The 23,501-nt window shown below is 59.5% G+C and carries 23 protein-coding genes; 7 read left to right on the forward strand and 16 right to left on the reverse strand.

Annotated elements, in window-relative coordinates:
• Positions 1–118: 118 nt before the first annotated feature.
• Complete coding sequence (locus tag KSS91_RS22690; RefSeq protein ID WP_217836187.1) at positions 119–1,060, reverse strand: fatty acid desaturase; 942 nt, start codon at positions 1,058–1,060, stop codon at positions 119–121.
• Positions 1,061–1,388: 328 nt separating this feature from the next.
• Between KSS91_RS22690 and KSS91_RS22695 the strand changes: the two genes are divergently transcribed.
• On the forward strand, positions 1,389–1,808 hold the full coding sequence (locus KSS91_RS22695) for a GNAT family N-acetyltransferase (protein ID WP_217836188.1): 420 nt from the start codon (positions 1,389–1,391) through the stop codon (positions 1,806–1,808).
• Between the two features lie 130 nt (positions 1,809–1,938).
• On the opposite strand, the gene def is transcribed toward KSS91_RS22695, so the two are convergent.
• From def to KSS91_RS22710, 3 genes are all read right to left on the reverse strand, one after another.
• Positions 1,939–2,478: a peptide deformylase gene (gene def / locus KSS91_RS22700; RefSeq protein WP_015096556.1), complete on the reverse strand. Its 540-nt coding sequence runs from the start codon at positions 2,476–2,478 to the stop codon at positions 1,939–1,941.
• 2 nt (positions 2,479–2,480) lie between these two features.
• Positions 2,481–3,437, reverse strand: coding sequence for a YihY/virulence factor BrkB family protein (locus KSS91_RS22705; protein WP_217836189.1), 957 nt, complete (start codon positions 3,435–3,437; stop codon positions 2,481–2,483).
• A gap of 176 nt (positions 3,438–3,613) precedes the next feature.
• On the reverse strand, positions 3,614–3,805 hold the full coding sequence (locus KSS91_RS22710) for a CsbD family protein (RefSeq protein ID WP_015096558.1): 192 nt from the start codon (positions 3,803–3,805) through the stop codon (positions 3,614–3,616).
• Positions 3,806–4,007: 202 nt separating this feature from the next.
• On the opposite strand from KSS91_RS22710, the gene KSS91_RS22715 reads away from it, so the two are divergent.
• Entirely contained in the window at positions 4,008–4,385 is a 378-nt protein-coding gene (locus KSS91_RS22715) for a hypothetical protein (RefSeq protein WP_008054262.1), read from the forward strand.
• A 124-nt stretch (positions 4,386–4,509) separates the two neighbouring features.
• Here KSS91_RS22715 and fadD1 read toward each other — a convergent pair whose 3' ends face one another.
• Both fadD1 and fadD2 read right to left on the reverse strand, forming a co-directional pair.
• Positions 4,510–6,210 (reverse strand): long-chain-fatty-acid--CoA ligase FadD1, encoded by a 1,701-nt coding sequence (gene fadD1, locus KSS91_RS22720; protein ID WP_102675616.1) that lies wholly within the window; start codon positions 6,208–6,210, stop codon positions 4,510–4,512.
• A gap of 385 nt (positions 6,211–6,595) precedes the next feature.
• Positions 6,596–8,284 carry a long-chain-fatty-acid--CoA ligase FadD2 gene (gene fadD2 / locus KSS91_RS22725; protein ID WP_126047215.1) on the reverse strand — a complete coding sequence of 563 codons (1,689 nt, stop codon included), beginning with the start codon at positions 8,282–8,284 and terminating at the stop codon, positions 6,596–6,598.
• Positions 8,285–8,523: 239 nt separating this feature from the next.
• Between fadD2 and KSS91_RS22730 the strand changes: the two genes are divergently transcribed.
• Complete coding sequence (locus KSS91_RS22730) at positions 8,524–9,468, forward strand: alpha/beta hydrolase (protein ID WP_217836190.1); 945 nt, start codon at positions 8,524–8,526, stop codon at positions 9,466–9,468.
• Between the two features lie 41 nt (positions 9,469–9,509).
• The gene (locus tag KSS91_RS22735) at positions 9,510–9,980 is read left to right on the forward strand and encodes a MaoC family dehydratase (RefSeq protein ID WP_095967928.1); all 471 of its coding nucleotides are present in this window, start codon (positions 9,510–9,512) and stop codon (positions 9,978–9,980) included.
• 125 nt (positions 9,981–10,105) lie between these two features.
• Here the strand turns inward: KSS91_RS22735 and KSS91_RS22740 are convergent, their stop codons facing one another.
• Complete coding sequence (locus tag KSS91_RS22740; protein ID WP_015096563.1) at positions 10,106–10,573, reverse strand: ferritin-like domain-containing protein; 468 nt, start codon at positions 10,571–10,573, stop codon at positions 10,106–10,108.
• Between the two features lie 202 nt (positions 10,574–10,775).
• On the opposite strand from KSS91_RS22740, the gene KSS91_RS22745 reads away from it, so the two are divergent.
• Both KSS91_RS22745 and KSS91_RS22750 read left to right on the forward strand, forming a co-directional pair.
• Positions 10,776–11,012 carry a DUF3820 family protein gene (locus KSS91_RS22745; RefSeq protein WP_003227425.1) on the forward strand — a complete coding sequence of 79 codons (237 nt, stop codon included), beginning with the start codon at positions 10,776–10,778 and terminating at the stop codon, positions 11,010–11,012.
• A 20-nt stretch (positions 11,013–11,032) separates the two neighbouring features.
• Positions 11,033–12,214 carry an aminotransferase class V-fold PLP-dependent enzyme gene (locus KSS91_RS22750; protein WP_217836191.1) on the forward strand — a complete coding sequence of 394 codons (1,182 nt, stop codon included), beginning with the start codon at positions 11,033–11,035 and terminating at the stop codon, positions 12,212–12,214.
• 300 nt (positions 12,215–12,514) lie between these two features.
• Here the strand turns inward: KSS91_RS22750 and KSS91_RS22755 are convergent, their stop codons facing one another.
• From KSS91_RS22755 to zwf, 3 genes are read right to left on the reverse strand one after another with little or no spacing between them, the layout of a single operon-like run.
• A complete protein-coding gene (locus KSS91_RS22755; RefSeq protein WP_217836192.1) occupies positions 12,515–13,180 on the reverse strand; it encodes a bifunctional 4-hydroxy-2-oxoglutarate aldolase/2-dehydro-3-deoxy-phosphogluconate aldolase in 666 nt (221 codons plus the stop codon).
• Positions 13,181–13,197: 17 nt separating this feature from the next.
• Positions 13,198–13,911 carry a 6-phosphogluconolactonase gene (gene pgl, locus KSS91_RS22760; RefSeq protein WP_015096566.1) on the reverse strand — a complete coding sequence of 238 codons (714 nt, stop codon included), beginning with the start codon at positions 13,909–13,911 and terminating at the stop codon, positions 13,198–13,200.
• Positions 13,898–15,367 (reverse strand): glucose-6-phosphate dehydrogenase, encoded by a 1,470-nt coding sequence (zwf, locus tag KSS91_RS22765; protein WP_015096567.1) that lies wholly within the window; start codon positions 15,365–15,367, stop codon positions 13,898–13,900. Before zwf ends, pgl begins: the two co-directional genes overlap by 14 nt.
• A 226-nt stretch (positions 15,368–15,593) precedes the next feature.
• Between zwf and KSS91_RS22770 the strand changes: the two genes are divergently transcribed.
• A complete protein-coding gene (locus KSS91_RS22770) occupies positions 15,594–16,454 on the forward strand; it encodes a MurR/RpiR family transcriptional regulator (RefSeq protein WP_170948639.1) in 861 nt (286 codons plus the stop codon).
• Between the two features lie 125 nt (positions 16,455–16,579).
• Here the strand turns inward: KSS91_RS22770 and KSS91_RS22775 are convergent, their stop codons facing one another.
• The 6 genes from KSS91_RS22775 to KSS91_RS22800 form a co-directional block, all read right to left on the reverse strand.
• Entirely contained in the window at positions 16,580–17,434 is an 855-nt protein-coding gene (locus KSS91_RS22775) for a D-hexose-6-phosphate mutarotase (RefSeq protein ID WP_217836193.1), read from the reverse strand.
• 114 nt (positions 17,435–17,548) lie between these two features.
• Positions 17,549–18,895 carry a carbohydrate porin gene (locus tag KSS91_RS22780; protein WP_015096569.1) on the reverse strand — a complete coding sequence of 449 codons (1,347 nt, stop codon included), beginning with the start codon at positions 18,893–18,895 and terminating at the stop codon, positions 17,549–17,551.
• 195 nt (positions 18,896–19,090) lie between these two features.
• Entirely contained in the window at positions 19,091–20,251 is a 1,161-nt protein-coding gene (locus KSS91_RS22785) for an ABC transporter ATP-binding protein (RefSeq protein ID WP_095967934.1), read from the reverse strand.
• Between the two features lie 4 nt (positions 20,252–20,255).
• On the reverse strand, positions 20,256–21,101 hold the full coding sequence (locus KSS91_RS22790; protein ID WP_007974434.1) for a carbohydrate ABC transporter permease: 846 nt from the start codon (positions 21,099–21,101) through the stop codon (positions 20,256–20,258).
• Positions 21,094–22,002, reverse strand: coding sequence for a carbohydrate ABC transporter permease (locus KSS91_RS22795; RefSeq protein ID WP_007974433.1), 909 nt, complete (start codon positions 22,000–22,002; stop codon positions 21,094–21,096). Before KSS91_RS22795 ends, KSS91_RS22790 begins: the two co-directional genes overlap by 8 nt.
• Positions 22,003–22,159: 157 nt before the next feature.
• A complete protein-coding gene (locus KSS91_RS22800; RefSeq protein WP_217836194.1) occupies positions 22,160–23,458 on the reverse strand; it encodes an ABC transporter substrate-binding protein in 1,299 nt (432 codons plus the stop codon).
• Between the last annotated feature and the right edge of the window lie 43 nt (positions 23,459–23,501).

Below are 23,501 nucleotides of genomic sequence, written 5' to 3' on the forward strand. Positions count from 1 at the left end.
ATCCAATGTGGGAGCGGGCTTGCTCGCGAATGCGGTGTGTCATTCAACATTGATGTTGGCAGAGACGACGCATTCGCGAGCAAGCCCGCTCCCACAGGGTTTGGAGGTGATCTATGCATCAGTAAAACGGATGCCTCGGGCTGTCGATGGCCTTTACGCCGTATTCACGCCACAGCTGCCCATACCCCTGCACCAGGAATCCACCACTGCGCGCCAGCCATTGCTCGCGGCGGGCCCAATAGGCGCGGGGCAAGTCGTACCAGGGCAACCCCGGCAAGTCGTGGTGCACCAGGTGGAAATTGAGGTTCAGGAACAGCCAGCGCCACGGCCACGCCGCTTCATTGAGCACGGTACGTTGCTCCGGCGCCGCGTGAGGTCGATGTTCATAGTAGGAGCGAATCATGGCGATCGACAGCGCCGGCACGCTGATCAAGAACAGGTAATGCCACACCGGCAACACGCTGTAGCGCGCGATGAACAGCAGCATCAACAGGGTCAAGGCGCCGTGGCTGAGCCACATCAACCAGGCATGGCGCTCACCGCTTTTCAGGCGTTGCAGTTCTTCCCGGGCCAGCGTCAGCAAGGCGATTGGCGCACCGAGCAGAAAACGCCCGAGCACGGTTTTGTTCAACCAGTGCAGGCCTTGTTCGAACAACGAACTGCCCTGCCACTGCTCGGCATTCAGGTAACGGCTTTCCGGATCGCGACCGGGGATGGTCAGGTCTTCATCGCGGTGATGCAGCAAATGGCTGTCGCGATACAAGGTGTAGGGATACCAGATGGCAAACGGTGCGTAGCCGAGGGTTTTGTTCAGCAGCGGCCAGCGGGTCGGATGACCGTGCAGCAGTTCGTGCTGCACCGACAGCCACAGCACCACCACGGGAATCAGCAACAACGTGCTCAACCACAGGCCCAATGAATCACTGGCCAGAACAAGGGTGAACCACGCGCTGTACACGCCGATCAACAGCAACCAGGTCGGCCACTCCGTGCGGGCGGTGAGGCGTTGGCGCAGGGTTTCGATTTCTTCTCGGTGGGCTGCATCGAAATAATGAGGCATGGCATTGCTCGGATCGGGGACCAGTCCCCTTCTGTGCAATGGCGATGGGAAATCTTGCAGATTATTTTCAGGAAGATCGCTCCCGCATTGCGCGGGAGCGATCGGTCAGCGCAGGCTCAATGCCCGAACACATTGACCTTTTTGGCTTTCTTGTCGGCGCGCTTTTCGATAGCGGTTTTCGCCGGCTTTTTCTTGTCTGCTTTCTTTGAATCCATACCTTTGGACATGATGCGTACTCCACTCGTGGGGATGTGAGTTCAGGTATACACCTATCCCGGCGTGCGTGTTCTTTTATAATCGCCGCTTTGCACACCGACAGTCCGAGACCATGCCCGACACCCACTACACCCTGCTCGACGAGCCGTTATGGCCATTGATGAACAAGTTCTATCGCGCTCACCAATCGTCAATGAAAGCCGTGCGCGACGCGCAGCTCTGGGTGGCCCGGCGTGACGGGATTGTGGCCGCACTGTGTTTGCGCCCGGTGTCCGGCGGGCATTGGCTGACCGGGTTGTTTGTCGATCCGCAGTGCCGGGAACAAGGGATAGCCGCCGGGTTGATTGCGGCCGCGGTGAAGGATTGCGAAATGCCGGTGTGGTTGTTCTGTCATCCGGACTTGCGCGGGTTTTATGAGCGACTAGGGTTTACGTTCGATCCGCCGATGCCTTATGCGATGGTTGAACGGTTGAGCCGGTATGCGCGCAGCAAGCCGATGATTGCGATGGGGTTGGCGCCTTCTCAAGCCTGATGAAGATCGAATGTGGGAGCGGCGGTGCGACGATTCGACTTGCTCGCGAAGGCGTCGTCTCTGCCAACATCAATGCTGAATGACACACCGCATTCGCGAGCAAGCCCGCTCCCACAGGGTTTTGCGGCGATTAATCGTCGGCGTTGGGGTCCAGGTCCGGGAACATCACTTCGGTGAAGCCGAACTTGCTGAAGTCGGTGATGCGCGACGGGTACAGGCGGCCGATCAGGTGGTCGCACTCATGTTGCACCACCCGCGCGTGGAACCCCGAAGCAACGCGCACGATAGGCTCGCCCTTGGGGTCGACGCCTTCGTAGCGAATCTGCTGGTAACGCTGCACCGCGCCGCGCAGGCCGGGTACGGACAAACAGCCTTCGAAGCCCTCCTCCATGATCGGGCTCAGCGGTGTGATCAAGGGGTTGATCAGGATCGTCTGCGGCACCGCCTCGGCATCCGGATAACGTTCGCTGTGCTCGAAACCGAAGATCACCAGTTGCAGGTCGACGCCGATCTGCGGCGCCGCCAGGCCAACGCCCCCCACACTCTCCATGGTCTGGAACATGTCATCGATCAGTTGCCACAGCTCGGGGCTGTCGAACATCTCGGCCGGCACTGGCGGGGCAATGCGCAGCAGGCGCTCGTCGCCCATTTTCAGAATTTCACGAATCATGATCAGGTTTCATCGATGGTCGGTTTGATTGAGTGATCGCGGCCCAGGCCCGAGACGTGGTGTTTTTCCTCATGGACGGGACCATGCTCGCCAGCCACTTTTTCCCCAGGGTCCTTGCCCTCTCGCGACATGTGTTCGATCACCGCGTTCATCTCCGCGCCCAGCAGCAGCACCGCGGCGGAAATGTAGAAGTACAGCAACAGCACGATGATCGCACCGATACTGCCATACATGGCGTTGTAGTTGGCGAACTCCTTGACGTACAAACCAAAGCCCAGGGAGGCAATGATCCACACCACCACCGCCAGCACCGAGCCCGGCGTGATGAAGCGGAATTCCTGTTTGACGTCGGGCATGACGTAGTAGATCAGCGCCACCGCGACCATCAGCAGAATCACGATCACCGGCCAGCGCAAGAGGGTCCAGAGCGTGACGATAAAGTACTCAAGGCCGACTTGCGCAGCGATCCAGCCCATCACCTGCGGCCCGAGCACCATCAGCGCGGCGGCGATCAGCAGCATGCCGGCAATGCCGACGGTGTAGATGATCGACAACGGGAAGCGTTTCCACAGCGGGCGCCCTTCAACCACGTCGTAGGCTGCGTTCATCGCGCTCATCATCAGCCGCACACCGGCGGAGGCGGTATACAGCGCAATCACGATACCCACCGAGAGCAAACCACCCTTGGCCTGCTGAAGCTGGTCGATCACCGGATTGACCTGTTCCAGCGCCTGGGGCGGTAGCACCAGCTCCGATTGCAGGCGTAGCCAGGAGAAGAAGTCCGGCAGGTGCAGGAAGCCGATCAGGGCAATCAGGAACAGGATGAACGGAAACAGCGAAAACAGCATTTGATAGGCCAGCGCCGAGGCATAGGTCGACATCTCGTCGGCGATGAACTCGGTGACCGTGCGCATCATCACACGGTGCAGGGGCATGCCTCTCATGTCCGGAAAAATCATTCGCGTCTCCATTCGCCGCATACGGAATTGGGTTGAAGTCGTGGCGACTCAGGGGCCTTTTTCTACATCAAATCAGCCTGTTTCGCGACTTTGAAACATTTTCCTCCCTCAAGTTCAGGCTGACACAAAAACGGCCATCTGAGGATGGCCGCTTCTTAACTTTATTAAAGGCTGGATCACGCCTTGTCGATGCCTTTTTTCAGTGCATCCTTGGCTTTACCAACCGCCTGCTGGGCTTCGCCTTTCTTTTCCTGCATCACGCCTTCGGCGCGCATTTTGTCGTTACCGGTGGCCTTGCCCACCCCTTGCTTGACGTTGCCAGCGGCTTCATTGGCCATGCCTTTGACTTTATCGGTTGTGCTGCTCATGGTGATTCTCCTGTGAACGTTTCAATCGGAGGAAAAGTCGTTACACATGGTTGACCGGAGGCTTTTGCAGGGAGTTTCATTTATTTTCATCACGACATTTCATCGTTGAGTGCAGGTTGCGCTTTATGTTTGCGGGCCAACCCCCGAGAATGCGCAACACGTTCAGGCCATGGCGCTGAAGATCCAATCCCGTAGGAATGTTATGAAACTCGATAAAAAGCAGGCCATTGCCCGCAGAAACCAGGAACTTGGCGGTGCTGTGCTTGGCGTCAACAACTGCCACTTCGCCGAATTGAACCGTAATCGCAACATCTGGTGGTTCGACCTCCCGGTGACGCGCCTGGCAATCGGTCAATACGAGTGGATCCACCTGCTGATGCACACGCCGGCCACCGACGAGCTGTTGCACCTGAAAGTGCCGACCGTGTTCCTGCGCGAGAAGCTCGAAGGGCTGGTGGTGCGCAATGAAGGCAAGCGCAAGGCTGCATTGAGCCTGGAACTGAGCGCCGACAAGGACTCCTTCCTGCAAGACATGCGCCCGGCGGGCACCAACGTCAACTTCGCGCCGTTTCGCCAATAATAAAGAAAAGATCGCAGCCTTCGGCAGCTCCTACATGGGATCGCGGTCACCTGTAGGAGCTGCCGAAGGCTGCGATCTATTGACCTTCAACAAAAAGCCCCGCATCTGCGGGGCTTTTTGTCGGTTACGCGGTGGCTTTTTTCGCGTTGATCTTCTTCAGCTCTTCATCGCGCAATTCACGACGCAGGATCTTGCCGACGTTGGTGGTCGGCAGTGCATCGCGGAACTCCACGGAGCGCGGGACCTTGTAGCCGGTGACGTTGGCGCGCATGTGCTCCATCACCTGCTCCTTGGTCAGGGTCACGCCTGGCTTGGCGACGATGAAAATCTTGATCGCTTCGCCCGACTTCTCGTCCGGCACACCGATGGCCGCGCATTGCAGCACGCCCGGCAGGGTCGCCAGCACGTCTTCGAGCTCGTTCGGGTACACGTTGAAACCGGACACCAGGATCATGTCTTTCTTGCGATCGACAATGCGCATGTAGCCATCAGGCTGGATCAGCGCGATGTCACCGGTCTTCAACCAGCCTTCGCTGTCGAGGATTTCATCGGTGGCTTCCTGGCGCTGCCAGTAACCCTTCATGACCTGCGGCCCCTTCACGCACAGTTCGCCGATTTCGCCCATCGGTTGTTCGACACCGGCATCGTTGATGATTTTGCACAGGGTCGACGGCACCGGAATGCCGATGGTGCCGATCTGGATGTTCTGGATCGGGTTGACCGTGGCCACCGGGCTGGTTTCGGTCATGCCGTAGCCTTCGCAGATGGCGCAACCGGTGACCGCCTTCCAGCGTTCGGCCGCGGCCAGTTGCAGGGCCATGCCGCCCGACAAGGTGACTTTCAGCGCGGAGAAGTCCAGCTTGCGGAAGCCTTCGTTATTGCACAGGGCCACGAACAGTGTGTTCAAACCGACGAAGCCGCTGAACTTCCACTTCGACAGTTCCTTGACCATAGCCGGCAGGTCACGCGGGTTACTGATCAGGATGTTGTGGTTGCCGATCAGCATCATCGCCATGCAGTGAAAAGTGAAGGCATAGATGTGGTACAGCGGCAGCGGCGTGATCAGGATCTCGCAACCTTCATTGAGGTTGGAACCCATCAGCGCCTTGCACTGCAGCATGTTCGCCACCAGGTTGCGGTGGGTCAGCATCGCGCCCTTGGCCACACCGGTGGTGCCGCCGGTGTATTGCAGCACCGCGACATCGCTGCTGGCCGGATTGGCTTCCGCCACTGGCTGGCCCTGGCCTTTGCTCAGCACGTCGTTGAACTTGACGGCTTTTGGCAAGTGATAGGCCGGCACCATCTTCTTCACGTACTTGATGACGCTGTTGATCAGCAGGCGCTTGAGCGGCGGCAGCAGGTCGGCGACTTCGGTGACGATCACGTGCTTGACGCCGGTTTTCGGCACCACGGCTTCAGCCAGGTGCGCCATGTTGGCCAGGCAGACCAGGGCCTTGGCACCGGAGTCGTTGAATTGGTGTTCCATCTCCCGCGCGGTGTACAGCGGGTTGGTGTTGACCACGATCAGCCCGGCGCGGATGGCGCCGAAGACGGCAACCGGGTACTGCAACACGTTGGGCAGTTGCACGGCGATTCGATCGCCAGGCTGCAAATCGGTATGCTGTTGCAGGTAAGCGGCAAACGCACCGGACAATTCGTACAGTTCACCGTAGGTGAGTGTCTTGCCCAGGTTGCTGAATGCCGGCTTGTTGGCGAAGCGTTGGCAGGATTGCTTCAACACTGCCTGAATATTCGGATACTCGTCTGGATTGATCTCAGCAGCAATCCCAGCTGGGTACTTATCCTTCCAAAAGTCTTCGATCATGGAAGCCCACTCCTCAGCAACGCGAATTCAGCACCGCATTTGATGCGATTATTATTGGTGTTTGGTCATTGGTGAATCTGGCTGACAGAAGGCCGAGAAGTCACAAAGCGCGCCGAGAGTAGCAGCTTTGCCAAGGGTCGACTAGAGCCAAAAGCGGCCTCTACGGTCACATTTGTGACTCAAGACTTACAGGCAGTCATTTTAGAGCAAAAAACCTATAAAGCCCTGAAAGCCACGGAATTCGTGGGCTCTAGCGTACGCCGAAAAGCATCGCGGGCAAGCCCGCTCCCACAAGGTTCGCGTCGTACACAAAGTGTGTGCACAACAGTGAATCTGTGGGAGCGTGGCTTGCCCGCGATCCGCGCGAAGCGCGGCCATTCACCGATCAGGCGATATCACGCAACTCCCGCCGCAAAATTTTACCCACCGGCGTCATCGGCAGCGATTCGCGCAGCACGATGTGCTTCGGTACTTTATACGCCGTGAAGTTTTCCTTGCAGTAAGCCTTCAGCTCTTCAAGGCTGACGCCCGCTTCACGGGCCACCACGAACAGCTTCACCGCCTCCCCCGACCGTTCGTCAGGCACACCGATGACCGCACAGTTGGCGACGTTCGGGTGAGCCATCACCACGTCTTCGATTTCGTTCGGGTATACGTTGAAACCCGAGACAATGATCATGTCCTTCTTGCGGTCAACGATGCGCACGAAACCGTCCGGGTCGATCACCGCAATGTCACCGGACTTGAACCAGCCGTCGGCATCCAGCACTTCGGCCGTGGCTTCAGGTTTCTGCCAGTAGCCCTTCATGATCTGCGGACCCTTGATGCACAACTCGCCGCGCTCACCCAAAGGTTGTTCGACGCCGTCATCGCTGATGACTTTCAGCGTGGTGCCTGGCACCGGCAGACCGACCGTGCCGATCCGGGACTGCTCGCCATACGGGTTGGTACAAGCCACCGGCGAGGTTTCGGTCAGGCCGTAACCTTCGGTGATGCGGCAACCGGTCAGTTGTTCCCAACGCTCGGCGGTGGCCTTGACCAGTGCGGTGCCGCCGGAGTTGGTGAGCTTGAGGCTGGAGAAGTCCAGGGTCTTGAAATCCGGGTGATCCATCAACGCAACGAACAGTGTGTTGAGCCCCAGCAGCGCCGAGAACCGCCAGTTCTTCAGTTCCTTGATGAAGCCGGCGATGTCCCGTGGGTTGGTGATCAGCACGTTGTGGTTGCCCGTCACCATCATGCACATGCAGTTCGCTGTGAAGGCATAGATGTGGTACAGCGGCAGCGGTGCGATCATCACCTCCTGGCCTTCACGCAGCAGCGGCTGACCGTCGCTGGCCGACTGACTGAGGCAGGCCCGTGCCTGCTGCATGTTCGCCACCAGGTTGCCGTGGGTCAGCATCGCACCCTTGGCCAGGCCGGTGGTGCCACCGGTGTATTGCAGCACGGCGATGTCGTCGAGGCCGACCTTCAGCGGCTTGATGCCCAGGCCACGGCCCATGCGCAATGCGCTCTTGAAAGAGACGGCCTGGGGCAAGGAATAGTCCGGGACCATCTTCTTGACCTTGCTCACCACAGTGTTGACCAGCCAACCCTTGGCGGTGGGCATCAGGTCGCCCATCTTCGCTTCGATCAGGTACTGGATATCGGTGTCGGGGAGCACTTCCTGGACTTTCTGGCCGAACATATTCAAGTACACCAGCGCCCGGGCACCGGAATCCTTGAACTGGTGACGCATTTCCCGCGCGGTGTACAACGGGTTGGTGTTGACCACGATCAACCCGGCGCGCAAAGCGCCGAACACGGCAATGGGGTAATGCAGGACGTTGGGCATCTGCACCGCGATGCGGTCACCCGGCACCAGGTCGGTGTGGGCTTGCAGGTAGCCGGCGAAGGCAGCGCTCTGGCGTTCCAGTTCGGCGTAGGTCAGGGTCACGCCCATGTTGCTGAACGCAGGGCGGTCAGCAAACTTCTTGCAGGAACGCTCGAACACCTCGATCACCGACTTGTAGGCTCCCAGATCGATATCCAGGGGGACGCCGGCCGGGCGTTTGTCATTCCAGAAATCAGGTTGCATTGTTCTTGTCCTCTTTACCTGAATCTATCCGGGGCCGCTTTTCTGTCATTTCTCCCTGATCCCTCAAAGGCAGAAAGCGAAAAGCGGAGCTTCACGGACACTAGCAGCTATGGCGATTCAGGCAAATATGCCCGAAGCCGTCATTGATCGTGTGAATCTTCCAGCCTTGCTGTGGGCTGATCAGACGCATGCAACGGGATGCGCTATACAATGCAACGACTCAGTGCAAAGGAACCGCCATGATCCATGACACTTTCTGGCTGACCACGAGCGACCACAGCCGCCTCTTCGTCAACCAGTGGCTACCCGACGGCAGCCTCAAGGCAATGATTCTGCTGGCCCATGGCATGGCCGAACACAGCGGCCGTTATGGAGCCCTAGCGGAAAAACTCTGTGATCAGGGCTACGGCGTGTGTGCGCCGGACCTGCGTGGACATGGCAAAACTGCCGAAAACGGGACCCTGGGGCATTTCGCCGATGACGATGGCTGGTGCAAGGTCGTCAGCGACCTGGCGTGCCTCAACCAGCACATCGGCCAGCAGCACCCTGGCACACCGATCGTGCTGCTCGGTCACAGCATGGGCAGTTACATAGCCCAGGCCTATCTGCTGCACCACAGTGCCAGCCTGCACGGGGCAATCCTCAGCGGCTCGAACTTCCAGCCCGTGGCGCTTTATCGCGCGGCACGGCAAATCGCCCGTTTCGAACGCCTGCGCCAGGGCGGTAAAGGCCGCAGCGCATTGATCGAATGGCTGTCGTTCGGTTCGTTCAACAACAAATTCAAACCGGCACGCACGCCGTTCGACTGGCTCAGCCGTGATCCGGCGCAGGTCGACCTGTACGTCAACGACCCGCTCTGCGGTTTCCGCTGCACCAATCAACTGTGGATCGATTTGCTCGGTGGCTTGCAGCAAATCAGCAAAGCGTCCAATCTCGCCCAGATCGACCCGGGCCTGCCGCTGCTGGTGATTGGCGGTGAATGTGATCCGGTGAGCGAAGGCAAACGTCTCAAGGATCTGGCCGACGCGTTGCGGGCGGCCGGCAGCCAGCACCTGCAACTGACCGTTTACCCGCAGGCCCGGCACGAACTGTTCAACGAGAGCAACCGCGATGAAATCGTCGCCGATGTGCTGAACTGGATCGCCCAGGCCTTGAGCACCCCTCGGCCGCACCGATCCGAATAGTTTTTTGTGGATTTTTTAATTCGTCACAGGAATTGAGACAGATGACCCAGGTTACCAACACCCCTTACGAAGCCCTCGAAGTGGGCCAGACCGCCAGCTTCAGCAAGACGGTCGAAGAGCGTGACATCCAGTTGTTCGCCGCGATGTCCGGCGATCACAACCCGGTGCACCTGGACGCCGAATACGCCGCCAGCACCATGTTCAAGGAGCGCATCGCCCACGGCATGTTCAGCGGTGCGTTGATCAGCGCGGCGGTCGCATGCGAATTGCCTGGGCCGGGGACCATCTATATCGGCCAGACCATGAGCTTTCAGAAACCGGTGAAGATCGGCGACACCCTGACCGTGCGCCTGGAAATTCTGGAAAAGCTGCCGAAGTTTCGCGTACGCATTGCCACTCGTGTGTTCAATCAGCGTGATGAACTGGTGGTGGATGGCGAAGCGGAAATCCTCGCGCCACGCAAGCAACAGAGCGTGACGCTGACGGAACTGCCGGCGATCAGCATCGGCTGATTGACCAGTTAAAAAACAATGTGGGAGCGAGCTTGCTCGCGATAGCGCCAGATCAGTCAACATCAATGTTGAATGTCAGGCCCTCATCGCGAGCAAGCTCGCTCCCACAGTGGTTTCGGCCAGGCTTATGAACGTGCACGTGCCTGGTTACGCAGGGCCTTGACCTGATCGTGATTGCGTTGCGCACCATGGTACTGGCGCTCAACCAGGTCACGAATGCCCACCAGGTTGTGCTTGTTGATCTTCTCCATGGCATCCCGATAAGCCTTCAATGCATGGTCTTCACCGCGCTCGGCTTCATTGAGCACGGCCTCCTCGTCCTTGCCGGTGAACATCGACTTCACGTCGACCCAGCGGCGGTGCAGGTCACCGCTGACACTGGTGGAGGTTTCCGGATCGCCACCCATCGAACGCACCGCGGACTGCAACTCCGCAGCAGCCGTAGCACAATCGGTCGAACGATTGATAAACAGGGTTTTGAGTTCAGGGTGCTTGATGTCTTCAGCGCAAGTCTTGAACCCGGCCTGACCGTCCTTGCTGGTTTCAATCAGGTCATTGAGTACAGAAATCGCTTCTTTATTCATGTCAGTCATTTTTCAATTCCTTCGGTTGATGAAAGATGCAATGAGTACTGCACCCTGCATGCCAGCTCGGAATTGCTTAACTAATCGTTATTTTTCAAACAGTTATCCATTAACAAAAAATCTGTATCCGCTTTATTTGCATGATCTGTCAATTGGCCTGCATGCAGAATGCCTGTATTTTCCAGACTGACTGAATCAAGACGACCGATCGATGAATCCTGAAAAGCTCGAACTGCTGATCACCCGTGAAATGCCCTTCGGCAAATACAAGGGTCGAATCATTGCCGACCTGCCCGGCCCTTACCTGAACTGGTTCGCCCGGGAGGGTTTCCCGCACGGCGAATTGGGCGGCTTGCTGGCCCTGATGCAGGAAATCGATCACAACGGTTTGTCGGACTTGCTCGAACCGCTGCGCGCCAAACACGGCAAACCGGCCCCGCGTCACTGAATCACCTACCGAGCACCCTCATGCCTGACAACACCCGCCGCGCCCGTGATAAAGCCTTCTGGCAAACCTTTGCCGACCGCTACGATGTCGAACCCGGCCCGATCAACCTGGAGAACGGTTACTTCGGTCGCATGTCGCGCACGGTCGTCGAGGAGTACCAACGCAACATCGAGCTGATCAATCGCAGCAATTCGGTGTACGTACGCCAGCGCTTCGAACAGGGCGACAGCCTGAAGATCCGCGCACAACTGGCCAGGTTGACAGGCGTCCCCGGCGACAGCATCGCCCTGACCCGCAACGCGTCGGAAGGTTTGCAGACGCTGATCCGCAACTACAACCGGCTGCAGCCCGGCGATCAGGTACTGGTTTGCGATCTTGAATACGACACGGTCAAAGGCGCCATGCGCTGGCTGGCGCGTAATCGCGGCGTTGAAGTGATCGAAATCGAACACGCACACCCGGCAACCTTCGACAGTCTGCTGAACACCTACCGCGAAACCTTCGCACGGCACCCACGGCTGAAGTTGATGGCCCTGACCCACGTCACCCATCGCACGGGCCTGGTGATGCCGGTGCAGGCGATTGCGGCCGCTGCAAAGGAACATGGCATCGACGTCATCCTCGACGGTGCCCATGCCCTCGGCCAACTCGAATTTGACCTGACCGAACTGGGTATCGCCTTCGCCGGCTACAACCTGCACAAGTGGATCGGTGCACCGCTGACGCTCGGTTATATCTACATCGCCCCCGAACGCCTGGCCGACATCGACCCGGACATGGGCGAAATGCATTTCCCGCCCACTGACATCCGTGCCCGAACCTCGTACAGCACCCCCAACATCCCGGCGCTGCTGACCCTGCCGCTGGTGCTCGAAGAACATTGGGCGATGGGAGGGGCCGCGGCCAAGGGCGCGCGGCTCAATTATCTGCGCAACCTGTGGGTGCGCGAAGTTCGCGAACTTCCGGGCATCGAGGTGTTGACCCCGGATGATCCACGGCTGTATTGCGGCATCACCTCGATGCGCTTTACCCAACAGGCCGATCAACAGGTGATGGTCGAAAGGCTGCTCAACGACTACAACCTGTTCACCGTGGTGCGCAGTGGCGCGGCTTGCGGGCCGTGCATCCGCGTGACACCGGGATTGACCAGCACTGCCGACGATATGCAGCAGTTGATCATCGCGCTGAAAGAACTGCGCTGAACACTCACCATTGTGGGAGCGAGCTTGCTCGCGATGGTCGTGAACGATATCGGGTGAAACCTGATGCCCAGTGTCGCCCTCGGTTTTTTCGCGAGCAGGCTCGCTCCTACAAGGGTTAGCGCCGAACCTGTGGGAGCAACTGTCTTCCCCCCGCCACTCGTCACCGTCATCGCGAGCAAGCTCGCTCCCACAGGGGGTATGAGCCGATCCAGGCCATTTTTTTCAGGCAAAAAAAAACGGTGCACCGACCAAGCGCACCGTAAAGCCGTAGAACACACAACGAAGTGTAGGGTGAAGCGATCAGTCCAGCAGCGCCAGGGCCTCGGCGGTGCATTCCTGAATGCGGGACCAGTCGCCGTTCCTGATCCACTCCGGATCAAGCATCCAGCTACCGCCCACGCACATGACGTTTTTCAGCGCCATGTAGCTCTTGATGTTGGCAGGTCCCACGCCGCCGGTCGGGCAGAATTTCACTTCGCCGAACGGGCCGCCCAACGCCTTGATGGCCGCAACGCCACCGCTGACTTCAGCCGGGAACAGCTTGAAGCGGCGGTAACCCAGACCGTAGCCTTCCATGATGCCCGAGGCATTGCTGATGCCTGGCAACAGTGGAATCGGGCTGGCGACGCTGGCTTCCAGCAAGTCGCGGGTGATGCCCGGCGTGACGATGAACTGCGAGCCTGCCGCTTCCGCCGCCGCCAGCATCTGGCGATCCAGTACGGTGCCGGCACCGGTCACCAGCTCCGGACGCTGCTCGCGCAGAATCTGGATGGCCTTGAGGCCGAATTGCGAACGCAGGGTCACTTCCAGGGCTGTCAGGCCACCGGCCGCGAGCGCGTCGGCCAGTGGCAGGACGTCCTGCTCGCGGGCGATGGTGATCACCGGCAGGATCCGCGCTTTCGCGCAGAGGCTGTCGATCAGGGCAACTTTGTCCGCCATGGAAACGGTCGGGGATGGGTTTGTCATAGCGGCTGTTCCTTGGCTCATGGGCACCAGAAAATCTCTAACGTGGGTTGCAGAAATGCGCGCACCGGCATTGCGGCGACATCGTCGCCGGCCAGTGCGGTACTCAGGGTTGTCAGCTTGGACTGACCGGAAATCGATAGAACCTTGTGTTTGGCCGAGGCCAGCAGCGCGCGACTCATGGTCAGGCGCTGATGCGGCACAGTCGGCGCCAGCATCGGCCAGCAACGACGGACGCCATCGGCCTGCAATGCCTCGGCAAGATTCGGGCTGTTGGGGAACAGCGACGCGGTGTGGCCGTCATCACCCATGCCGAGGATCAGCACGTCGATCGCCGGCAGTTCGGACAGCAAGCGGTCGGCCTGTTCCGCCGCCTGTTCAAGGTTGGCGCTGGCGCTGTACAGGCTCAGGAACTGCGCCTTGGCCGCAGGACCTTGCAACAGATAACGCTTGATCAGGCCCGCGTTGCTGTCGGCGTGCTCCACCGGCACCCAGCGCTCGTCGGCCAGGCTCACCACCACGTTCGACCAGTCCAGCGACTGCCTGGCCAGGTGCTGGAAAAACGCCACCGGACTACGGCCACCGGAGACCACCAGGGTCGCAGTGCCCTGGGCGTCGATCGCGTCGCTCAGCTTTTTCGCCACACTCAGTGCCAGGCTTTCAGCCAGCAGCACCGGGCTCTTGAACCCATGGGCGCTGACGCCCTGCGGCAGTTTCAAATCAGATATCGCCATACCACGACCTCCCGTCCCGCGTGATCAGAGCAATGGAGCTCATCGGCCCCCAGGACCCGGCCGCGTACGGCTTGGGCGCATCTCCGGATTTTTTCCACCCGGCGATCAACTGGTCACACCACTTCCACGCGGCTTCGATTTCATCTTTACGGACAAACAGGTTCTGATTGCCGCGCATCACTTCCAGCAACAACCGCTCGTAGGCATCGGGAATCCGTGCGCTGCTCCAGGTGTCGGAAAAATTCAGCTGCAACGGACCGCTGCGCAGCTGCATGCCTTTGTCCAGGCCTTGGTCTTTGGTCATCACACGCAAGGAAATGCCTTCGTCCGGTTGCAGGCGGATAATCAGCTTGTTGCTGATTTGCAGGCGCTGCTCGGGAGCGAAGATGTAGTGCGACGGTTCCTTGAAGTGGATGACGATCTGCGACAGCTTCTGCGGCATGCGCTTGCCGGTACGCAGGTAAAACGGCACGCCAGCCCAGCGCCAGTTGCGGATGTCGGCACGCAGGGCGACGAAGGTTTCGGTATCGCTCTGGGTGTTGGAATTGGGTTCTTCCAGGTACCCCGGCACCGCTTTGCCTTCGCTGTAGCCGGCGATGTACTGGCCGCGCACCACCTGGGTGGTCAGGCCTTCCGGGCTGATCGGCGCCAGGGCCTTGAGTACCTTGACCTTCTCGTCACGAATACTGTCGGCGGACAGGTCGGCCGGCGGGTCCATGGCGATCAGGCAGAGCAGTTGCAGCAGGTGGTTCTGGATCATGTCGCGCAGCTGGCCGGCCTTGTCGAAGTAACCCCAGCGGCCTTCGATGCCGACCTTCTCGGCCACGGTGATTTCCACGTGGGAGATGTAATTCTGGTTCCACTGGGTTTCGAACAGGCTGTTGGCGAAACGCAGGGCGATCAGGTTCTGGACGGTCTCTTTGCCCAGGTAGTGGTCGATGCGGTAGGTGCGGTTCTCCGGGAAGAACTGCGCCACGGCGTCGTTGACCTTGCGCGAGGATTCCAGGTCCGAACCGATGGGCTTTTCCAGCACCACACGAGTGTTTTGCACCAGGCCGACCTTGGCCAGGTTCTCGCAGATCGCGCCGTAGACGGCAGCCGGCGTGGCGAAGTAGGCAATGACCCGTTGCGTGGTGCCGGCCACTTCGGCCAGGGCCACATAATCTTCGGACTTGAGGAAGTCGACGTGCAGGTAGCTCAGGCGCGCCAGAAAACGCTCGACCACGGCTTCGTCCAGCTCTTTGGCACCGACATAGCGGCGCAGCTCGGAGGCAATGAACGTCAGGTGTTCCTGCTCGCTGCCCGGCTCACGGGCCAGCGCGATGATCCGCGTGTCCTCGTGCAACAGGCCAGCGCCGTCGAGTTGATAAAGGGCAGGAAACAGCTTGCGCAAGGCCAGATCGCCAAGGGCGCCGAACAAGGCAAAGGTGCACGGTTCAACCGTAATCGAGAGCATGATGTTTGTTCTTTTATCAAGTTAAGCTACAAATACCTTTTTTCAAGGCATCACTCAAGGGAAAATGTAGTAATAACCACAACATTTTCGCAAAATACAGATTCCGAGTGGTGGTCGGTCTGAGCCATCAGTAGGATAGGCCACCGTTATGGGCCTCACCAAAGGCCCTTTTTGCATTAGCCGCGCGCTTGTTGGCGCAGCTGTAAAGGATACTTATATGGACCGCGTGCGAAATTTACTGGAGCAGATCCAGAATCGCCTTGAAGAGCTGAACAAGGCCGAACGCAAAGTCGCCGAGGTGATCCTGCTCAACCCGCAGCAGGCCACCCGCTTCAGCATCGCCGCCCTCGCCCAGGCCGCCTCGGTCAGCGAACCGACGGTCAACCGTTTCTGCCGTTCGTTCGGCGTCAGCGGCTACCCCGAACTCAAGCTGCAACTGGCCCAAAGCCTGGCCAGTGGCGCCGCGTACGTCAGCCGCGCGGTGGAGGCCGATGACAATCCGGAGGCCTATACCCAGAAGATCTTCGGCAGCGCCATCGCCTCGCTGGACAGCGCCTGCCAGGCACTGGACCCGAACCTGATCAGCCGCGCCGTCGACCTGCTGATCCAGGCCCGGCAGATCCACTTCTTCGGCCTCGGCGCCTCGGCCCCGGTGGCACTGGATGCGCAGCACAAGTTCTTTCGCTTCAACCTCGCCGTCACCGCCCACGCCGACGTGCTGATGCAGCGCATGATTGCCTCGGTGGCCCATACCGGCGAGCTGTTCGTGATCATTTCCTACACCGGTCGCACCCGCGAACTGGTGGAAGTGGCGCGGATCGCCCGGGAAAACGGCGCCTCGGTGCTGGGCCTGACCGCCGAGAACTCGCCGCTGGCCAAGGCCAGCACCCTGAGCCTGAACATTCCGCTGCCGGAAGACACCGACATCTACATGCCGATGACGTCGCGGATCATCCAGCTGACCGTGCTGGACGTACTCGCCACGGGCATGACCTTGCGCCGGGGCGTGGATTTCCAGCCGCATTTGCGCAAGATCAAAGAGAGCCTGAATGCCAGTCGGTATCCCGTTGGGGATGAGTTTAATTAATCCAGCATCTCCATCGCCCTGAATGGCCTCATCGCGAGCAAGCTCGCTCCCACAAGGGAATGCATTCCAAATGTGGGAGCGAGCTTGCTCGCGATGGCGGTATACGGAGCACCACATATGCTGAACTAACCCCCCACCCGCGCCTGCAAACTCAAATGCGCCCGCTCCCCAGGCTTCAGGCACAGACTGTCGGTGCCGCCGCTTGCTGCCTCTACGCAAACGAATTCGGATATCTCGTTCCAGGTCACGCCAAGCAACGGCCGCGAACCGGGATGCCACACCACCGTGTCGGCCGTTTCGCCAGTGTCGATGCACAACGCCCGCTGCCAGGCGTGGTCGTTGAGCTGCAATTCGCCGTCATGCTGGAACACCCGCTGACAACCGCCGTCCACGCGCAACTCGCCTTCCTGCTGACACACCTGTCGGCTCAACTGGTCGTAACCCTGTGCTCCTTCGAGTCCAGACAGCGCTATCTCACTGACATCGCCAATACGCCAGTAAGCATGCAAAGCCTGGCTCATCTGGCACGGCATGTCGTCCTGATGCTCGGTGCTCAGGCGCAAGTCCATGCGCTCACCCAGGTGCGCGTGCAGGTCCACCTGCCAGTCGCACAACTTCAGCTGCCAGTGCAACCGCACGCCTTCGTAGTCACTGTTGCTGTCGAGCAGCTTCCAGTCGAGCAGCCGCGCCCAGCCATGGGACGGCCAGGCGTTTTCGCTCGGATGCCGGCCATACCAGGGCCAACACACCGGCACACCACCGCGAATGGCGCCGACCTGCGGCCACTTTGCCGCGCACCACAGCCAGGGCTTTTGCCCCTTGGGCTGGAAGTGCAGCAACTGCGCGCCCTGCCGACTGAACACCGCCTGACACAGCGGATGATCGATCACCAGCACGTCGCGCATCTGATAGCGCTCCCACGCGAACACCGGACGTTCGCGCAAGGATTTGAAGAAGCGTTGTAGCGGATGCTCAAGCATGTGCCACGGTCCTGAAAATCATCTGTCACCGGGGTGCGCGGCCCGCAAAAAAAAGCGGACAGCCATGGCTGTCCGCAAATATGCGCACATGGAGAGAAGCTTATCGCAGACGCGTTAGAACACCGACTGAATTTTCAGGCCGGCCACCAGAGCGTTGTCGACTTCATCCACACCACCGGGGTGAGTGACGTATTGCAGGTTGGGACGTACGGTCAGCCAGTTGGTCACGTGGAAGCCGTAGTTGATCTCGTAGTTGTATTCGGTTTCACGAATGGGCGAGAACAGCGGATTGTCGTATTCCGAAACACCGTTGGCCACGTTGGTCAGTTCAGCGTTTTTCTTCACGTCATCGTTGACATGGATACGGGCGAAACCGATGCCTACGTCATCCTTGGGACGTGCGTCGAACGGGCCCTTGTACACGAACATCAGCGACTGGTAGTTGTCGATGAAGTTGGTGTCCTTGTCGTGGAAGGTGGCGTTGGCCGCAATGTTCAGACCACGGGAAGCATCACCGTTGTGGCTGGTGAGTTGCTGCTGCGCGACGAACCAGTAGCCGTGCTTGCTATCGTGGACGCGATAAGGGTTGCCGGTGGTCGCTGCGTCCTGGCCGTTGTCGTCCTTGAGAACGTCGTCGGCATTGGCTGTGCTTTTGTAGTAACCGACACGGTATTCGCCCGGCAGGTTGTTGACCTTCGGCGACCAGACCAGCTCGACCGGCAACACGGTGCCCTCAGTGCCACTGCCGCTGAGCTTGAAGCCGTTACCGTGTTCCAGTTGCGTCGGGTTCTGGTTGTACGCACCAATCTGGGCATAGAGCTCGTCATTGATGTGGTACTTCACACGGATCGCCGCCTGGCTGACCGGCCAGTTGTACCAGATGTTGGTGGCCCAGTTACCGACCTGGGATCCGCAGAACGCCAGGTTCTGGAATTCGCACGGGAAGGTGTTGAAGTCTTCACCTTCACCGAAGTAACCGGCCTTGACGTCCAGTTTGTTGTCGAAGAACTGATGCTGAATCCACAACTGGGTCAAACGCACCATGTGGCCACGACCGTAGACTTCCTGGGAGGAGCTCAAGGTGCCGGCACGCGGGTCGCCGATACGGTCGTTGGAGATGTTCTCGCCGTTACGGTTGGTGAGCTGGATCTTGGCCTGGGTGTTGTCCCAGCCGAACAGTTTTTCCAGGTCCAGCGCCGCGCCCAGGCCAAACTGGTCGGCGTAGCGCGCGGTCTTGTCATCGTTGAAGCCGCCATGCAGGTTGCCGCCGACTTCACCAACGTAGTCCATCTTGATGTCGATGCCTTGCTCGATCAGCCTGGTACGCTCGCCACCCCAATCGCCCGTCATCCACCTGGAGTCGGAGCTGAACGCTTCATCGGCCATTGCATTGCCGGCCAGAACCAGTGCTGCCGCTGCTGAAACCTGGCAGATCAACCGGGCCTTGTTCTTCATCTTCATCCCTACATCCTCGTTTTATTGTTATTAACTTTTCTTCTTTAACGCGGTTACATCCGGTGCAATGCGCGACAGGCCGTGCATTGCGAATCCCCCCTGTGGGAGCGGGCTTGCTCGCGAAAGCGGTGTATCAGTCGAAATAGTTGTTGAATGTCAGTACGCCTTCGCGAGCAAGCCCGCTCCCACATTTCTTGTTCTTCAGCGGCCTTTGAATTGGGCGACGTTGGCGCTGTGCGCTTCGGTTTTCGGCACGCCGGCCACCCCCAGGCGCTCCCCTGTCTTGGCATCGAACAGCAGCACTTTCGCCGGATCGAATTGCAGGGTCAGGGTCTCGCCCACCGCAGGCGCCACATCCGGCGCCAGACGGCAGCAGACCTTGGTGTCATTGAGGTTGACGAAGACCAGGGTGTCCGGCCCGGTCGGTTCGGTGACCTGGACTTCGGCACGAATGGTCGGCAAACCGTTCGCTTCACCGTTGGCCAGGATGATCTGTTCAGGGCGCATGCCGAGGATCACTTCGCGGTCTTCGAGACCTGCGTCCTGCATGCCCAGCGGCAGCTCGCAACGGGCCTGGCCGCTGTCGAGCAGCGCCAGCAGGCGACCGTCCTTGCGCTGCAGGCGCAGCGGGATGAAGTTCATCGGCGGCGAACCGATGAAGCTCGCCACAAAGAGGTTGGCCGGGTTGTTGTAGATGTCCTTCGGCGTACCGAACTGCTGGATGATCCCGTCCTTCATCACCGCCACTTTGTCGCCCAGGGTCATGGCTTCGATCTGGTCGTGGGTCACATAGACCGTGGTGGTTTTCAGGCGCTGGTGCATCAGTTTCATTTCGGTGCGCATCTCGACCCGCAGCTTGGCGTCGAGGTTGGACAGCGGCTCGTCGAACAGGTAAATCTTCGGCCGCCGCGCCAGGGCACGGCCCATTGCCACGCGCTGTTGCTGGCCACCGGAGAGCTGGCCGGGCTTGCGGCTGAGCAGGTGTTCGATCTGCAACAGCTTGGATACGCGAGCGACTTCCTCGTCGATTTCCGCGGTCGGCATTTTGCGGATCTTCAGGCCGAAGGCGATGTTGTCGCGCACGCTCATGGTCGGGTACAGCGCGTAGGACTGGAACACCATGGCAATGTCACGATCCTTGGGACTCATGCCGCTGATGTCGGCGTCGTCTACCAGGATCGCGCCGCCGCTGATGGTTTCCAGGCCGGCGATGCAGTTCATCAGCGTGGATTTACCGCAGCCCGACGGGCCGACCAGGATCAGGAACTCACCGTCATCGATTTTCAGTTCGATGTTTTTCAGGGTGTCCGGCAAGCCGGGGCCGTAGGTCTTGTTGACGTTGCGTAATTCGAGAGTTGCCATCTTTCTACCCCTTGACCGCGCCGGACGTCAGCCCACGCAGGAAATACTTGCCAGCGAATATGTAGACCAGCAGTGTCGGCAGCCCGGCGATCATCGCGGCGGCCATATCAACGTTGTATTCCTTGGCCCCGGTGCTGGTGTTGACCAGGTTGTTCAGGGCCACGGTAATTGGCTGGGCATCGCCGCTGGCGAAGACCACGCCGAACAGGAAGTCGTTCCAGATCTGGGTGAACTGCCAGATCAGGCAGACCATCACGATCGGGATCGACATCGGCAGCAGGATTTTCAGGAAGATCGTGAAGAAGCCCGCGCCATCGAGCCTTGCGGCCTTGACCAGCGCATCCGGAATGCTCACGTAGTAGTTGCGGAAGAACAGCGTGGTGAACGCCAGGCCGTAGACCACGTGCACCAGCACCAGGCCGGTGGTGGTGTTGGCCAGGCCGAATTTGCCGAGGGTGAACGAGGCCGGCAGCAGCACGGTCTGGAACGGCAGGAAGCAGCCGAACAGCAACAGGCCAAAGAACAACTGCGAGCCACGGAAGCGCCACATCGACAGCACGTAGCCGTTCATCGCGCCGATGAAGGTCGAGATCAGCACCGCCGGCACGGTGATTTTCACCGAGTTCCAGAAGTAGCCGCCGACCACGTCCCAGGCCTTGATCCAGCCGATGCCGTCGATCACGGTCGGCCAGCTCAGCAGGTTGCCGGTGCGGATGTCTTCCGGGGATTTGAAGCTGGTCAGCAGCATCACCACCAGCGGGATCAGGTACACCGCCGCTGCCAACAGCAGGGTGGCGTAGATCGCGATACGGCTGAAACTGATGCCCGATTTTCCGAGTTGATTAGTCATGGCGTTTGCCTCGCAGCTCGGAGTACAGGTACGGCACAAGGATGGTCAGTACGGCGCCGAGCATCAGCATGGCGCTGGCCGAACCGATGCCCATCTGGCCACGGCTGAAGGTGAAGGAATACATGAACATAGCCGGCAGGTCGGATGAATAACCCGGGCCGCCCGCGGTCATCGCTGCGACCAGGTCGAAGCTCTTGATCGCGATGTGCGCCAGGATCATGAAGGCACTGAAGAACACCGGACGCAGGCTCGGCAGGACGATCTTCAGGTAGATGGTCGGCAGACTCGCCCCGTCGACTTGCGCGGCGCGGATGATCGACTGATCGACACCGCGCAGGCCGGCCAGGAACATCGCCATGACAAACCCGGAGGCTTGCCATACAGCGGCGATCACCAGGCAGTAGACGACGCGATCCTGATCCACCAGCCAGTCGAGACGGAAGCCTTCCCAACCCCAGTCACGCAGCATCTTGTCCAGGCCCAGTCCAGGGTTGAGCAGCCATTTCCAGGCGGTACCGGTGACGATCATCGACAGCGCCATCGGGTACAGGTAGACGGTGCGGATGAAGCCTTCCTTGCGAATGCGCTGGTCCAGCAGCACGGCGAGGAACACGCCCAGCACCAGGCTGATGCCGATGAACATGCCGCCGAACACCGCGAGGTTCTTGCTCGCGACCCACCAGCGGTCGTTGTCCATCAGGCGCATGTATTGCTGCAGACCGACCCACTTGTAGCTCGGCATGAAGCTGGAATTGGTGAAGGACAGAATGAACGTCCAGATGATGTAACCGTAGAAGCCAACCAACACGATCAGCATGCTCGGCGCGAGTACCAGTTTGGGTAGCCAGCGTTGCAGCGCATCGAACGGTGAGGCTTTGCTGAAAACCGCCACAGAGCTCATCGGGATAATCCAGGTTTAGAGAAATGAATCGACACGGTGATCCCTTGTGGGAGCGGGCTTGCTCGCGAAAGCGGTGTGTCAGTCGACATTAATGTTGAATGTCAGACGGCATTCGCGAGCAAGCCCGCTCCCACATTGGGTCAGGCTGTGTCAGGGATTACTGGGCGGCTTTGACAGCCGAGGCCAGTTGGGCGCTGGCCTTGGCCGGGTCAGCGTTCTTGTCGTTCATGAAGTTGGTGACCACGTCGAAGATCGCGCCCTGCACGGCCAGGGAGGTGGCCATGTTGTGCGCCATGCTCGGCTGCAGGCCGCCGGTCTTGTCGTCCGCGATGAAGTCCTTCGCCGACTTCTGGGCGCACTCGTCGAAACCGAGTTTGTCCATTTCGCCCAGCATGTCGTTACGCACCGGGATCGACCCCTTGTTCATGCTGAAGACTTTCTGGAAGTCGGTGCCCAACGCCACTTTGGCCAGGTCTTGCTGGGCGGCGATGTCGCCCTTGCGATCGGCCTTGAGCTTGAACACCGCCAGGGAGTCGATGTTGTAGGTGAAGGCTTTTTCAGTGCCCGGGAACGCTACGCACAGGTAGTCCTTGCCCGCGACTTTCCCGGCTGCCGTCCACTCGCTTTTCGCCCAGTCGCCCATCATCTGCATGCCGGCCTTGCCGTTGATGACTTCAGCGGCGGCGATGTTCCAGTCACGACCGGCGCGGTTCGGGTCCATGTAGGTGGTGATCTTTTTCAGCTCGGCGAACGACTGGGTCATTTCCGGTCCGGACAGGGTTTTCTGGTCCAGGTCGACCAGGGCTTTCTTGTAGCCGTCGACGCCCATGACCGAGAGCACCACGTCTTCAAACACGGTGCTGTCCTGCCAAGGCTGACCGCCGTGGGCGAGCGCGATGAAGCCTGCGGCCTTGAGCTTGTCACCGGCGGCATAGAATTCTTCGAGGGTGGTCGGGGCTTTTTCGATCCCGGCTTTCTTGAACACTTGCGGGTTGATCCACAGCCAGTTGACGCGATGGATGTTCACCGGCACGGCAACGTAATCACCTTCGTACTTCACGGTGTCGGAGACTTTCTTCGACAGCAGGCCGTCCCAGTTTTCCGCTTTGGAAACGTCTTTCAACGCATCGGTGCTGAGCAGGCCGGTGCTGCCCCACTCCTGGATGTCCGGACCCTTGATCTGCGCCACGCCTGGCGGGTTGCCGGCTACGGCGCGACTCTTGAGTACGGTCATGGCCGTGGAACCGCCGCCACCGGCGACTGCGCCGTCCTTCCAGATGAAGCCGTCTTTTTCGACTTGAGCCTTCAGGACATCGACCGCTGCTTTTTCACCACCGGAGGTCCACCAGTGAACGACTTCAACGGAACCTTTGGATTCGGCGGCCAGGACACTGAGGGGGAGCGCAGACAGGGAAGCGAGAGAAATGACAGTAGCGAGGCGAGAAATCGCATTCATCTAGGAGCACCTTTCTTGTTGTTATGCATGCAAGTCTGTTGCT

The organism is Pseudomonas azerbaijanorientalis (assembly GCF_019139795.1).
GTDB classification, from domain to species: Bacteria; Pseudomonadota; Gammaproteobacteria; order Pseudomonadales; family Pseudomonadaceae; genus Aquipseudomonas; species Aquipseudomonas laurylsulfatiphila.

Coding starts and splice junctions, on each gene's coding strand:
- KSS91_RS22690 (WP_217836187.1), bottom strand. CDS start 1,060: ATGCCTCATTATTTCGATGCAGCCCACCGAGAAGAAATCGAAACCCTG.
- KSS91_RS22695 (WP_217836188.1), top strand. CDS start 1,389: ATGCCCGACACCCACTACACCCTGCTCGACGAGCCGTTATGGCCATTG.
- def (WP_015096556.1), bottom strand. CDS start 2,478: ATGATTCGTGAAATTCTGAAAATGGGCGACGAGCGCCTGCTGCGCATT.
- KSS91_RS22705 (WP_217836189.1), bottom strand. CDS start 3,437: ATGATTTTTCCGGACATGAGAGGCATGCCCCTGCACCGTGTGATGATG.
- KSS91_RS22710 (WP_015096558.1), bottom strand. CDS start 3,805: ATGAGCAGCACAACCGATAAAGTCAAAGGCATGGCCAATGAAGCCGCT.
- KSS91_RS22715 (WP_008054262.1), top strand. CDS start 4,008: ATGAAACTCGATAAAAAGCAGGCCATTGCCCGCAGAAACCAGGAACTT.
- fadD1 (WP_102675616.1), bottom strand. CDS start 6,210: ATGATCGAAGACTTTTGGAAGGATAAGTACCCAGCTGGGATTGCTGCT.
- fadD2 (WP_126047215.1), bottom strand. CDS start 8,284: ATGCAACCTGATTTCTGGAATGACAAACGCCCGGCCGGCGTCCCCCTG.
- KSS91_RS22730 (WP_217836190.1), top strand. CDS start 8,524: ATGATCCATGACACTTTCTGGCTGACCACGAGCGACCACAGCCGCCTC.
- KSS91_RS22735 (WP_095967928.1), top strand. CDS start 9,510: ATGACCCAGGTTACCAACACCCCTTACGAAGCCCTCGAAGTGGGCCAG.
- KSS91_RS22740 (WP_015096563.1), bottom strand. CDS start 10,573: ATGACTGACATGAATAAAGAAGCGATTTCTGTACTCAATGACCTGATT.
- KSS91_RS22745 (WP_003227425.1), top strand. CDS start 10,776: ATGAATCCTGAAAAGCTCGAACTGCTGATCACCCGTGAAATGCCCTTC.
- KSS91_RS22750 (WP_217836191.1), top strand. CDS start 11,033: ATGCCTGACAACACCCGCCGCGCCCGTGATAAAGCCTTCTGGCAAACC.
- KSS91_RS22755 (WP_217836192.1), bottom strand. CDS start 13,180: ATGACAAACCCATCCCCGACCGTTTCCATGGCGGACAAAGTTGCCCTG.
- pgl (WP_015096566.1), bottom strand. CDS start 13,911: ATGGCGATATCTGATTTGAAACTGCCGCAGGGCGTCAGCGCCCATGGG.
- zwf (WP_015096567.1), bottom strand. CDS start 15,367: ATGCTCTCGATTACGGTTGAACCGTGCACCTTTGCCTTGTTCGGCGCC.
- KSS91_RS22775 (WP_217836193.1), bottom strand. CDS start 17,434: ATGCTTGAGCATCCGCTACAACGCTTCTTCAAATCCTTGCGCGAACGT.
- KSS91_RS22780 (WP_015096569.1), bottom strand. CDS start 18,895: ATGAAGATGAAGAACAAGGCCCGGTTGATCTGCCAGGTTTCAGCAGCG.
- KSS91_RS22785 (WP_095967934.1), bottom strand. CDS start 20,251: ATGGCAACTCTCGAATTACGCAACGTCAACAAGACCTACGGCCCCGGC.
- KSS91_RS22790 (WP_007974434.1), bottom strand. CDS start 21,101: ATGACTAATCAACTCGGAAAATCGGGCATCAGTTTCAGCCGTATCGCG.
- KSS91_RS22795 (WP_007974433.1), bottom strand. CDS start 22,002: ATGAGCTCTGTGGCGGTTTTCAGCAAAGCCTCACCGTTCGATGCGCTG.
- KSS91_RS22800 (WP_217836194.1), bottom strand. CDS start 23,458: ATGAATGCGATTTCTCGCCTCGCTACTGTCATTTCTCTCGCTTCCCTG.